Origin of the sequence: Oryzifoliimicrobium ureilyticum (assembly GCF_037199735.1) — a bacterium.
GTDB classification, from domain to species: Bacteria; Pseudomonadota; Alphaproteobacteria; order Rhizobiales; family Rhizobiaceae; genus Rhizobium; species Rhizobium ureilyticus.
This window is the reverse complement of sequence record NZ_JBBBVQ010000021.1, coordinates 33,581-46,031: the sequence shown is the minus strand read 5'-3', so window position 1 is coordinate 46,031 and position 12,451 is coordinate 33,581. Positions and strand designations below refer to the sequence as shown.

The window sequence follows — 12,451 nt, the reverse complement described above, 5'->3', positions numbered from 1 at the left end:
CTTTACACCATCGAGAGCCATAATATTGCAACCGGTAGGGGTTGTTACTCCACGCCTAATGCTCCAATTTTCCCACAGCATCGAAAATGAGAGCTTTATGGACCTCAACACTTTTGTGATCTCTTCTGTCCGAATTCTGGGACAAGCGGCGATTATTGTTTACATCTATGCCGTGGTCGTCAGAACGATCGGAAGGCCGCTCCTAAGGCGGTTCACGATTGGACTTCTCTTTGGTACCGGCGGTGTCCTGTCCATGAGCGACCCGATCACCTGGATGCCGGGGATCATCCATGATGGCAGGCTGGTGCTTGCAGTCCTTGCGCCTGCTTATGGGGGTGGGCTCGCGGCAATCGTGGCTGCAGCTATGATGGGAAGCTATAGGTTATTCATTGGAGGAGCAGGGGCGCCCGGCGGTGCGGTTGGCGTCGCGCTGGTGACGTTGGCAGGCTATATGTTGACATTGCTTCCTGTCCGCTTTCTTGGAGCCGGGCACCGTCGTACAGCACTCTATGCTCTCGCCACGTTAAGCGGGGCTGCGGTTATTCCCTTTCTTCCTCGAGACATAGCGTATCAGGTTCTGACGCACGCCCTAGCGCCACTTTTCGTCATCAATGTTGTAGGTGTGTTCCTGCTGAGCGATCTTCTGGATCGGGAGCGCTACCGAATTCGTATCCAAAGAGCGCTGGAAAACGAGGCAAGCGTCGATCCTCTGACGAAGCTTCCCAATCGGCGCGTTCTGCAACGAGCTGGTGATCGTTGCGCAGCCGAAATGCAAACCAAGCAGACACCGTTTTCGGTTGTCATGCTTGATATCGATCATTTTAAGAAGATCAACGACACATGGGGGCACAGCGTAGGCGATACGGTCCTATCAGGTGCCGCGGATGTTATCCGTGCATCGGTTCGCAGGACGGATATTGCGGCGCGCTATGGCGGAGAAGAAATCGTCGTCCTCTTGCCGAATACCGATGACCGGCAGGCAGCAATCGTCGGAGAAAAAATAAGGCAAGGCGTCGCCACCAACAGCGTAGCCGCTGGCGATGAACAGATCAAAATCACCGTCAGTATCGGTATTGCCTCCTCGCTTACCTCTCCTCCCGACTTTCAAAATGTGTTGGATGCTGCGGATCGAGCGCTTTATCGCGCAAAGCAATCGGGGCGTAACAGAGTAGAGATAGAAGTTGTCGCTTAGTAAGCAGCGGCTCTTCTATAACGAATACAGAAATATCTCTGAAATTAAGTGACTATGCTGTATTCATGGTCGTTTTTACAAACGTATACTTACTCGCTTATCTTGCGGGTATTCATCAGAATTCCATTTTTTTATTAATCCTTAAGTCCGTTAGCGTACACCAGTGACTGTTCGGCAAAAAGCATCACCTGAAGGCGTGGTTGATGCCGAGACCTCCGGGGGCGGAGGTTTAAGTTAGGGGCTTTGAGATGACAATTAGCAATTTTAAGATAATGACTAAAATCGCGATAACGCTCGCGATCTTGATCGTCTTTAGCACGGTGAGCGGCGTTATAGGTTACCATGGTCTTGAACGCCAAAGAGCAACGGCGCAGATCACGGTTCACACCTACACCGTTCTTGAGACCTTAGATGCAGTTATTGCCGCCATGGTGGATCAAGAGACCGGGATGCGAGCCTTCTTGCTCTCTGGCGACAGCAAATTTCTCGAGCCCCAAAAAGCCGGAGCCGCCGCTTACCAGGCGAATCTTGCAAAAGTCAGGGCTCTGACTGCGGACAATCCGGTTCAGCAGAAACGGCTCGATGAGCTTGATGCTCTCGCCCAGACTTGGAAAACGAAGATCGTCGATGCGGAAATCCCCCTCATGCAGGACCCCAAGACATGGGATCAGGCGCGGGCAATCGAGATCTCTGGCGCCGGGAAGCAGTCGATGGACGGTATCCGCGCCAAGATTAAAGAGATGAAGGACATGGAGAGCAGCCTCCTTGCCGAGCGCACGCAGGTTGCCGAGAAGACGGCTTCGATGGTCGAAATCACCACGCTTTCAAGCTCGATTCTCATCGTGGTTCTCGCAATTGCCGGGCTCTTCTTTATCAACGCCAATGTTGTCAGGCCCATCAAATCCATCCGCGATGCGATGCTGCGTCTGGCTGGCGGCGACAGAAACAGCGCAATTCCGCATAAAGATCGTAAGGACGAGATTGGCGAGATGGCGAGCGCGGTCGAAGTCTTCCGCGAGGCTGCGAGCGCAAAATATACCTTGGAAGGTGAGGCAGAGCAGGCTCGCACGCGCGAAGAACGTGATCGCAGGGCCACCGCCGAGGCAGAGGCTCTTGCGCAGCAGAAGCTAGCCGACGCAACGACGCGCATAGCAAGTGCCCTTAAGCGTATGGCTTCGGGAGACTTGTCATTCCAGATCCAGGAGCCATTCGCTCAAGAATTTGAATCACTTCGTCATGACCTCAACGCGACGATCACTCAGCTCACGCAAACTTTGCTCGCCGTATCTGATGCCACGAGATCGATCGATACCGGCAGCGAAGAGATCAATCGGGCCGCAATGGATCTGTCTCGCAGAACGGAGCAGCAGGCTGCCTCGCTCGAGGAAACGGCGGCCGCCCTCGATGAAATCACCACGAATGTGACAAACTCCGCCCAGCGAGTGAACGAGGCACGTGCTGCTGCCATTGAAGCGAACGGTAGCGCCAAGCATTCCGGTGAGGTCGTCGGCAATGCCCTGCAGGCGATGGAACGGATCGAGGCATCCTCGCAGCAGATTGCGAGCATTATCGGCGTCATCGACGAGATCGCGTTCCAAACCAACCTTCTCGCGCTCAACGCTGGTGTTGAAGCGGCACGTGCTGGGGAAGCTGGTAAAGGTTTCGCCGTCGTTGCGCAGGAAGTTCGTGAGCTTGCTCAGCGCTCCGCCTCTGCCGCACGCGAGATCAAGGACCTCATCCGCACTTCGACAGAGCAGGTTGGCGGCGGCGTGAAGCTTGTTCGCGACACCGGCGACGCTTTGAAGACGATCGAGCAACAGATCGTCACGATGAACCAGCATATGGAAGCCATCGCCACATCCTCACGCGAGCAGAGCGTCGCTCTGGGCGAAGTGAACTCAGCCATCAATCAGATGGATCAGGTCACCCAGCAGAACGCCGCCATGGTTGAACAGACCAGTGCTTCCAGCTCGACCCTTACTCAGGAAGCTTCAAAGCTAAAAGGTCTGATCGACCAGTTCTCGCTGTCTGGCGGCCGCAGTCCGCTTCATGCACAGGCCGCTGCCATGCGCGAAGCGCCCCGTCAAGCCGCGCTATCCCCGCGACCACGGGCTATGGCGGCCGCAGGTGGAGGCTCTCGTTCCACAACAGAGTGGTCTGAGTTCTAACCTAAGAGCAACAGCATCGGCTTGGCAGTCCGACGGCATGCCAAGAAAACCTGAGACCCAGTCCAAATACCGCGCCGTACATCGAATAGATGTGCGGCGCGTGTTGCTGGTGCAGGTTGAGAAGAACCGCCTTTCCCGCATTATTTCTAAAAGTGCCCAATATTCTATCTGACAAAATTGCGTCGGGGCCGGAAACCTGGTGAAGACCGGGTAAATTGCCCGCATCCATATGGGTTTCTTATATCGTAACTCATCCTCCCCAATCGAATCTCTATGCCGGCTGCAGCTAGTGATGTGACCATAACATCGTGGTTCCACACTCATGTCTGCTGAATACGATTTTGACATTGATGGTTTGCGCCAGCGCGTCGAAGCTGCGACGAAACTGCGTGAAGATCACGTCTGGAACTTCGCAAAACTCATTTGTCCAGATTTCGCGAAGACGGAAAAGTCAACGGCGCTGCGGTTCCGCGCATTGGTCAACGCGAATGCCCTTTTTGAGGCGCTGGCAATCATGCTGGAGGAACATCTCATTGCCGCGCGACTGGATCTCATCCAGAGAGCCAAGCAAGGTTGGAAATGCCAGACCTCTCAGTATCACCATGGCAATGCGCTTATCGCGCGTGGCTTTCACACGGATCTTCCTGCTGCCTGCCTGATCTCCCTACTTTCGCTGCAGCAACAAGCATTAAGCCGAATAGCGCCTGCGAAGATTGATCAAGCAACAAACGCTTCGAAAAGATAGTCGGACATGCAGCTTAACGCCGAAAACGCTCCTCTGCTTCAAGGTCCTATCACCGCGCTCGTCACGCCTTTCAAGAACGGCGATGTGGATTATGCCGGTTTCGCTCATCTCGTCGAATGGCAGATTTCGGAGGGCGTACAGGGATTTCTAGTAAATTCGCTTGCCGGCGAGGGGCCGACATTGGAAGAGGAAGAAAGGCGGAGCCTTCTAGCTCTTTGCCTGCAAATCGCCAAGGGCCGCGTTCCCGTCATTGCCGCAACGGGTACGAACTGTACCGCCAAGACGCTAGAGCGAACGCTGGAGGCGCAAGCCCAGGGGGCAGATTATGCGCTCATCACCGTGCCCTATTACAGCCGCCCGATCCAGAAAGGCATTCTGCAGCATTACGCGATGATTGCCGAAGCGACGAAAATTCCCATCATCGTACATAATGCCTCTACGCATACTGCCGTGAAGCTGAGGTCGGATACAATCCATGCACTATCGGATAATGCCAATGTCATCGGCATCATTGATGAGGATCGTGACGCCGTTGAGCTGCGCAAACTGATGCAAGATATTTGCGTAGGCACCTTTTGTATTGGAAGCGAGGCTGTGGAACTATCGGCGCCGCCCGCCTTGGATCACGGCTCCTTTGTTTCCGTTGTTGCAAATCTTTATCCTGGGCATGTCTGCGCCTGGTACGAGGCACGCAAATCAGGGGCTCTCGATTACGCCACAAAGTTTTCCGACCGGTTGCGTCCTCTCGTAGAAGCAATAGGCTCAGAGAGCGCACCTGCCGCATTGAAATACGCGTTGACGGCCAGAAGAGGCCTCGACAATAGCCTTCGCTTACCTCTCCTCCCCATCTCGGAAGAGACAGCACAGGTCATAAAGCGTCTTATGCGCAATCTACGCGATGAGGACATCACAAAAAAAGCCTCTGATCTTATCGCTGAGGCCGCGAGAACGCGCAGAGCGGCACCACCGGACATTCCGCCCTTTTCTTTATGAAATGCCTATACCGTTGCTATTTTGCTCCCATCGAAAACCTACGTATGACCTCTTATTCTTTCATCGTCGAACAATTTGCGAAGAAGGCAAATGTCAATGATCAGTGCCGACGTCTGGAGTTTCGCTTCTATGCGTGTGAGCCAGACACCTAGTAGTGATAGAGCGCCCCCGCTACGTCTCATTGCCTGATGTAGCCTCTTTCACCTCCGCCCTTCACCACAAAACTCAAGCACGCAATCCAGCCGCAACGCGGCGTCTGGAGCATGCTTTCGCATGGAGATTTTCATGGACGACATACAAGTTTCAGATGAATCGCACACCATTTCACAACGCTTTACCATCGGACACGATGCCGATGGCCGATGGCTGGTCTGCGATTGTCTCGGCTTGGTCGGTGGCGTCTTCGTTGATCGCGCCTCAGCGATCCGATTTGCCGTCACCGAAAGCGGCAGGCATCCGGAGGCTGTTGCCTGCTTGCCTGATCAAAGCGTTTTGGAGGTCGCCGATATATTCAGCGCACGCAAGCAGAGACGAGGAAGGCGGTCTTTCGCTCTCGGAACAAGCAGCACCTGGCATCAGCGTGCGGGTTGACCGATCATGCGAGCCTCACGTCTTCTCTCCTCGATGTCTTGGACCATTTACCCTAAGCGTGCACCGTCAAAGACGGTGGGACCCGCCACAGCAGTGATCGGCCTTGTTATAGACCTTGGGCTCTTGCTGGCGATCGCACGGCTGATATCGATTGTCCTGCCGCCACACTAAGCGAGACGTGAGGCCCTTATAACAGGTGATGCAACGTGACATTCACGAGGCATCACGCTCAAGGGCCCCGATGGCGACGTTCTTGGTGTCGAACAGATGGCATCGTTCCGGATCAACATAGATGGTCACCGTTTCGCCAGCGCGGATCGGTTGCTGGTCTTCGAGTGCCACAGTCAAGCTCTTGCCGTTCTGTAACGTGACATAAAGGATTGTCTGCCCACCGAGATGTTCGACGAGATCCACCTTCGCTGGACCGAGGGCTAGGCCTTTTGCATGGACCGTGAGATGTTCGGGTCTAGCCCCAAACGTCACCTTATCGCCAGGTGCTATCTTTCCAACGGCGCGTGGGAGGGCAATGACTTGTCCGTTGACTTCCACCGAAGGGGCGTACGAAGAGCCGCCAACAATCCCCTCAACGAAGTTCATTTTAGGTGATCCGATGAAGCCGGCGACAAACTTGTTCTTCGGCTTGTTGTAAAGATCGAGAGGCGCTCCAACCTGCTCAATATGGCCGCCATTTAAGACGACGATCTTGTCGGCCATGGTCATGGCCTCCACCTGATCATGCGTCACATAAATCATTGTGTTGCCAAGGCGCTGGTGAAGTTTTGCGATCTCGACACGCATCTGGACGCGTAGTTCTGCATCGAGATTGGAGAGAGGCTCGTCGAAGAGGAAAATGTTGGGTTCGCGCACAATCGCTCGGCCAATGGCGACGCGCTGACGTTGGCCGCCGGAAAGCTGCTTGGGTTTGCGAGCGAGAAGCTGCTTGATTTGCAGGACCTCGGCGGCGCGCTCGACGCGCGGCTCGATATCCTTCTTCTTCATCCCCGACGTCTCCAGACCGAAAGCAAGGTTTTTATAGACAGTCATATGCGGATAAAGTGCGTAGGACTGAAACACCATCGCGATACCGCGCCTAGCCGCCGGGACGTCATTCATGCGCTCGCCGTCCAGAAAGAGAGAACCGCCTGAGATGGGCTCTAGACCGGCAATCATCCGCAGCAATGTCGATTTCCCGCAGCCGGAGGGGCCAACGAATACGGTAAATTCGCCCGGCTCGATCTCAAGATCGATACCATGTACGACTTCCAATTCCCCATATCGCTTGACGACCTTATGAAGAGATACGCGCGTCGCCATGGATTTCTCCTCCCTTTGGATTGGTGCCGGGCGCATATTCATGCCGGCCTCCAGCTCTTGTATTTCGGGCTTTCAGGTCCGAGCGGAAACCTAACTTCGTGACCGGTTTCCGCCGACTGGTAAAAGGCAGTGACCAACTCCAGTGATCGTCGAGCATCTGCGGTCGTCACCGGAAGCGGGCCGTTCGTTATCAGAGCTTCGTGGAAAAGCTTCATTTGTGTCTGGAAACGGTTCGGTACAGGTGTCCAATTTGCCAGCAGCTCTTCGATTTGCTTTCCCGTTTCCGGATTGCTCGGAAGAATAGTCCAGGGGTCCCGTCCGGGACTATAAGCCTCATGATTGCTTTCGAAGGTGATGTTTTCGAAGCAGAGACGAAGCCGGCTGATCTCGTCTGCAGAGCCAAGCGTGGCACTCATCGTGGCCAGAGCCCCGTTTGCCATCACGAGACTTGCGCTGATGCAATCTTCGACCTCGATGTCATTGACACGTGTTGCGATCCGACCAAACAGGCCGTCGATCGGTCCCATCAGGTAGGTCAGCATGTCGTGGAGATGGATCGAGTGGGTCATCAGGACGCCTCCCAGTTCCGTTGCCCACTTTCCGCGCCAAGGTACCGCATAATATTGCGCCGTTCGCCGCCAATGCGTTTCGCACGTCGCTACATAGGCCTTGCCCGCAAGACCTGCATCGATGATTGCCTTTGCCTTCTGAACGCCGTCGCCATAACGGTACTGGAAGATAGGCATGAGGCGGCCAGCTGCTGTTTTTTCAGCTGCGATTACGCCATCGACATCGGCCAGCGAACCCACCAAAGGCTTTTCGCAAACCACATGTTTGCCCGAAGCCAGCGCTTCCAGAATAAGTTTATAATGGGTTCCCGGCGGCGTGCAGATATCGATGATATCGACGTCCGGCATGGAGAGCACCTCGGCAAAGTCCTTTGTGCGCTTGGCGATGCCAAATTCATCGGCAACTTTTGCGAGCCGCTCGTCATCAAGGTCGCACACAACGGCAACTTCGAATTGCTCCTTGTTCGGGAGGTATCCCTCGACGATGTGAGAGCGACCAATACCAAGACCGATGATCGCGACTTTCTTTCTCTGTGACATGAAATTACCTCTGCCCGTCTTTCATGGCATGCGCCTCAGCAAACTTCTGTGCGTTGAGAGCAAGCTCCATCGCCTTAAAGCAGTGCTCCTGCGACATTGCCGTTTCGGTACGATCGCGGATATCGGCAACGAGCTGACGTCCGTAGGGCAACTCGACCGCAGTGCAATCGATGTGCTGCATTCCCTTCCGGTCGACTAAAAAGAGGTGGTCCTTTCCTGGTCTGCCCTCCACATCGAGATATTTTCGAAGCTCGATCGTTCCTTCTGTTCCAACAATGAAGAGCCGTCCGTCGCCCCAGGTCGAAAGGCCTTCCGGCGTAAACCAATCGACACGGATGTAACCGGTTGCCTTCGGGGTTCGCAGATGAATGTCTCCGTAATCCTGTAGGCCGGGCTGGTCGGGGTTGGCGCGGTTTGAAACGGTTGCCGACAAAATCTCCGCGTCCAGCGCCTTTGTGAAGAACAGGAATTGCTCGCATTGATGCGATGCGATGTCCGTGATGATGCCGCCATAGCGTTCGCGCTGAAAGAACCAGTCTGGGCGGGAAGGCTTGCGTAGCCGATGCGGTCCAAGACCGGTGATGTGAATAACCTCGCCGATCGCCCCCGAGTGAACAATTTCTCCAGCCTTTACCGTCGACGCAGTCTCGAAATGTTCCGAGTAAAGGATAGAGACGATACGTTTCGTCTGGGCCTGTACTTCGCGGACTTCAGCCAGTTGTTCGAGGCTAACCATCCCTGGCTTGTCGAGCATCACGTCCTTGCCGTGCTGCATTGCCGAAATGGCAATACCGGCGCGCTGGTCAGGAACGGCAGCGCTGACAATCAGGTCAATCGAGCGGTCCTCGAGAATGCGGGCTTTCTCGGGGATGCGTACAGCCTGTGGTACGCGCTTCGTGAACTCTGCTGCAAGATCATCTTCCTCGGCGTAAAATCCTACGAGTTCAGCGCCGGCCTGCAGCATGACATTGACCTGGCCGAAGATATGATCGTGGTTGATGCCGATGACGGCAAAACGTATCGAAGCCATGAACTAATCCTTTGGAACTATCGCTTGAGACCCGCTGTCGCGATCCCCTCGATCAAGAGTCGCTGGAAGAAGAGGAAAATCAGAAAGACCGGAATGAGCGACAAGCTCGACATCGCAAACAGACTGCTCCAATCCGAACTGCCGGTGGAATCGACGAAGGATCGCAGGCCGAGCTGGACGGTATAGCTCCTGATATCGCTGAGGTAGATCAAGGGGCCGAAGAAGTCGTCCCAGGTCCAGATGAACGAGAAGATAGCTGCTGTCGCCAGGACCGGCAAGGAAAGCGGCAGCATGATCTTCCAGTAAATCCGCCACGGGCTGCAGCCATCCATCTCCGCGGCCTCATCCAACTCACGCGGAATGCCGCGGAAGAACTGCACCATCAGGAAAATGAAGAACGCATCGACCGCCAAGAACTTGGGGACGACGAGCGGAAGGATGGTGTTGACCCAACCGAGCTTGAGGAACAGAACATATTGCGGGATGAGGGTGACATGATAGGGCAGCATCAAGGTGCCCAGCATCAGCGCAAACCAGAAGTCACGGCCCCAAAATCGCAACCGAGCAAAAGCATAGGCTGCCAGAGAGCAGGACATGACATTTCCGATGACGGAAAGAACGGCAATCACCAGCGAATTCCAGAAAAAGGTACCGAAGGTCACCTGATTTCCGAACCATCCCCTCACATAGGAGCCAAAGTCGATGGCTGACGGGATGATGGAAGCCTGGCCGAAGATCTCGTTCTGATCCTTCACCGATCCCGACAGCATCCACAAAAGCGGATAGAGCATGACGAGCGAGGCGGCGATCAATCCTGCATGGATGATGATCGAGAGCCACAGCGGACGTCGAGGTTGCTGATCGAGGGCTGTGGAGTTGGCGAGCGTCGTATCAGTCATCGTAGTGAACCCAATAGCGAGCGGAGAGGAAGGAGAAGGCGGTAAAGATTGCGATGATGATCACCAGTATCCAGGCAAGCGCTGCTGCGTATCCCATGCGGAAGAAGCCGAATGCCTCCTGATAGAGATAGAGAGTGTAAAAGAGGGTTGAGTTGATCGGCCCGCCCGTTCCTGACGATATGACATAGGCGGGGGTAAAGGCTTTGAACGCGTCAATCGTCTGGACGACGGCATTGAAGAAGATGACTGGCGTCAGAAGCGGGAGGGTGATCTTGAAGAATTTCCGCGTTGCCGATGCGCCGTCGAGGCTTGCTGCTTCATATATATCGACGGGGATCTGCCGAAGGCCGGCTAGAAAGATGATCATCGGCGAACCGAACTGCCAGATCGCGAGGACGACAAGCGTGTAGATCGAGTAATCCGGATTGGAGATCCAGCTTGGCCCCTCGATCCCGAATTGCCACAGAAGAATATTGATCACCCCGTCGCCGTCGAAGATCTGCCGCCACAACACGGCGATAGCCACGCTGGAGCCTAACAGTGATGGCAGATAGAAGATCGCACGATACACCGTCAGGCCACGAATGCCCCGGTTGAGCAAAAGCGCCACCATCAACGCGAAGGCAAGCTTCAGGGGGACCGAACAGACGACATAGAAGAGCGTAACTTTCATCGACGCAAAGAACTTGTCGTCTGATACCGCGATGCGCGCATAGTTGCTGACGCCGACGAAGTTTGGCGTCTGCAACAGATTGTAGTCTGTGAAGGATAGATAAAGCGATACGAGAGCCGGCCCAAGCGTCAGCCCGAAAAAGCCAATAAACCAGGGCAAGAGAAAGAGATAGCCATAGGCATTCTTTCCAAAGAAGCCGGGTGCCTTCATGGCAATTCCGGCATGCGAGTTCCCTCGCAGGCCGAGAGAGTTGCTCTCGGCCACGCTATCCGTCCGGCTTCCCACGATCTTATCCTCGCTTAAGATTGGATGCTGCCTGTTCGGCGAATTTCGCCCCGCCTTCTTCTGGGCTGGAACGTGCAAAAGCGACTTCTTCAGCGACTTTCTTCAACAGGAACGAGTTTTCGCCAGCGCCATTTGGCGGCGGGGGCGGCAGTTTCCCGACCTTGGGTGTCAGGCGCTCGATATAATCGAAGATCTCCTTCGAGTTCGCATCGAGGTCTGGCTTCAAGACACTGCGAATTTTCTCCGACGCCGGCACGCCCCGTTCCGCCCCCAGGGCTTTCGCCCCATCCGGATCCTCCACCAAGAAATTGGCAAAATCGACAGCAGCATCTTTATTTGCTGAGTTTGCCGAAATCGAAATGAGCATCGAGGGCTTCAGATATTGACCGGGCTGGCCGTCACTGCCTTTGATCGGATAGCTGGTGATCGTAAGCTTATCCTTATTTATGGCTTGATAACCGATAAACTGATTGGAGTGCGCAAAGCTTGTCGCCGCCTTCCCGAGGGACACCATGCCCGTCTCGATGGTAAGCTGGTCCAGCGCTTGAATATCTGCCGGCACGCAAGCTTTTTCCTTGCGAAGATCGGCCCAATAGGCAAACCAGTCGCCAATGTCCTTGGCCGTAAAACCGATATTGCCGTCGTTATTGTAAAGCGCTTTGCCGCGCTGACGCAGCCAGCATTCGAGGGCCGGCTCGACACCGCTACCGTCGACCGAGCCATAAAACGCGCGACGCTTGCGTGCTGCGGTGACCTTGGCGCAGGCCTCGCCATACTGCTCCCAGGTCATGTCATCGGTCAGCGGCGCAACCCCGGTTTCCGCCCAAGCGTCCTTGTTGATGATCACAATACTGGAGTTGACGCCCAGATTGACGCCGTAGAGTTTGCCGTCAACCTTTCCGGAATCGATATTCGCTGCTCCAAAGTCGTCAATCGTAAGCGCTTTGCCCATATAGGGGGACAGGTCGAGCAGCGTGCCGCGTCGCGCATATTCGAATATATAGCGATAATCCATCTGGATCAGGTCTGGCGCATTTCCTCCCGCGGTCTGCGTCGCCAGCCGCGTCCAATAGTTATCCCAGCCAAAGGATTCGCCGGCGATGGTGACGTCTGAGTGCTTGTCGCTGTAGGCCTTGATTGCTTTTAGCGTTCTGTCGCTACGCTCTTTCGAGCCCCACCAGAGAAAGCGCATCGAAGTTGCGGCTGCCGCACGGCCAAGGCCTAGCGTTCCCAACCCGAAAGCGGTTGCGGCGCCGACCAATAGGCTTCGGCGGTCGATCGTTAGTGTCATGGTCTCCTCCCAGTAGTACCGATGAACTTGACGAAACTGCATTGCAGTAAATAACCGTTTGGTTACAAGTTGAAGAGAAACCGAACGGCTGTCAAGCGGTTCGAAAGGGATTTTGATCTGCTCGCAAATTGGATATGGATCGCTGCGCATGGACGAGATGG

11 protein-coding genes are annotated in these 12,451 nt (G+C 54.9%); 5 read left to right on the top strand and 6 right to left on the bottom strand.

Features of this window, described 5'->3' with window-relative positions; all coding sequences use genetic code 11:
• Positions 1 to 97: 97 nt before the first annotated feature.
• From VQ830_RS23085 to VQ830_RS23065, 5 genes are all read left to right on the top strand, one after another.
• A complete protein-coding gene (locus VQ830_RS23085) occupies positions 98 to 1,192 on the top strand; it encodes a GGDEF domain-containing protein (RefSeq protein WP_337270513.1) in 1,095 nt (364 codons plus the stop codon).
• A 272-nt stretch (positions 1,193 to 1,464) separates the two neighbouring features.
• Positions 1,465 to 3,360 carry a methyl-accepting chemotaxis protein gene (locus VQ830_RS23080; protein ID WP_337270512.1) on the top strand — a complete coding sequence of 632 codons (1,896 nt, stop codon included), beginning with the start codon at positions 1,465 to 1,467 and terminating at the stop codon, positions 3,358 to 3,360.
• A 322-nt stretch (positions 3,361 to 3,682) separates the two neighbouring features.
• Positions 3,683 to 4,105, top strand: a complete 423-nt coding sequence (locus VQ830_RS23075) for a hypothetical protein (RefSeq protein WP_337270511.1) — start codon at positions 3,683 to 3,685, stop codon at positions 4,103 to 4,105.
• A 6-nt stretch (positions 4,106 to 4,111) separates the two neighbouring features.
• Positions 4,112 to 5,098 (top strand): dihydrodipicolinate synthase family protein, encoded by a 987-nt coding sequence (locus VQ830_RS23070; protein WP_337270510.1) that lies wholly within the window; start codon positions 4,112 to 4,114, stop codon positions 5,096 to 5,098.
• 285 nt (positions 5,099 to 5,383) lie between these two features.
• Complete coding sequence (locus tag VQ830_RS23065) at positions 5,384 to 5,689, top strand: hypothetical protein (protein WP_337270509.1); 306 nt, start codon at positions 5,384 to 5,386, stop codon at positions 5,687 to 5,689.
• Positions 5,690 to 5,902: 213 nt separating this feature from the next.
• Here the strand turns inward: VQ830_RS23065 and VQ830_RS23060 are convergent, their stop codons facing one another.
• The 6 genes from VQ830_RS23060 to VQ830_RS23035 all read right to left on the bottom strand — a co-directional run bounded on the left by VQ830_RS23060 (position 5,903) and on the right by VQ830_RS23035 (position 12,290).
• Positions 5,903 to 7,003, bottom strand: coding sequence for an ABC transporter ATP-binding protein (locus VQ830_RS23060; protein ID WP_337270508.1), 1,101 nt, complete (start codon positions 7,001 to 7,003; stop codon positions 5,903 to 5,905).
• A 38-nt stretch (positions 7,004 to 7,041) separates the two neighbouring features.
• Positions 7,042 to 8,112, bottom strand: coding sequence for a Gfo/Idh/MocA family protein (locus VQ830_RS23055; protein ID WP_337270507.1), 1,071 nt, complete (start codon positions 8,110 to 8,112; stop codon positions 7,042 to 7,044).
• Positions 8,113 to 8,116: 4 nt separating this feature from the next.
• Complete coding sequence (locus VQ830_RS23050) at positions 8,117 to 9,142, bottom strand: Gfo/Idh/MocA family protein (protein WP_337270506.1); 1,026 nt, start codon at positions 9,140 to 9,142, stop codon at positions 8,117 to 8,119.
• A 17-nt stretch (positions 9,143 to 9,159) separates the two neighbouring features.
• A complete protein-coding gene (locus VQ830_RS23045) occupies positions 9,160 to 10,041 on the bottom strand; it encodes a carbohydrate ABC transporter permease (RefSeq protein ID WP_337270505.1) in 882 nt (293 codons plus the stop codon).
• On the bottom strand, positions 10,034 to 10,924 hold the full coding sequence (locus tag VQ830_RS23040) for a carbohydrate ABC transporter permease (protein ID WP_337270564.1): 891 nt from the start codon (positions 10,922 to 10,924) through the stop codon (positions 10,034 to 10,036). The genes VQ830_RS23045 and VQ830_RS23040 overlap by 8 nt, the downstream gene beginning before the upstream one ends.
• A gap of 79 nt (positions 10,925 to 11,003) precedes the next feature.
• Positions 11,004 to 12,290 carry an ABC transporter substrate-binding protein gene (locus VQ830_RS23035; RefSeq protein WP_337270504.1) on the bottom strand — a complete coding sequence of 429 codons (1,287 nt, stop codon included), beginning with the start codon at positions 12,288 to 12,290 and terminating at the stop codon, positions 11,004 to 11,006.
• Positions 12,291 to 12,451 lie beyond the last annotated feature (161 nt).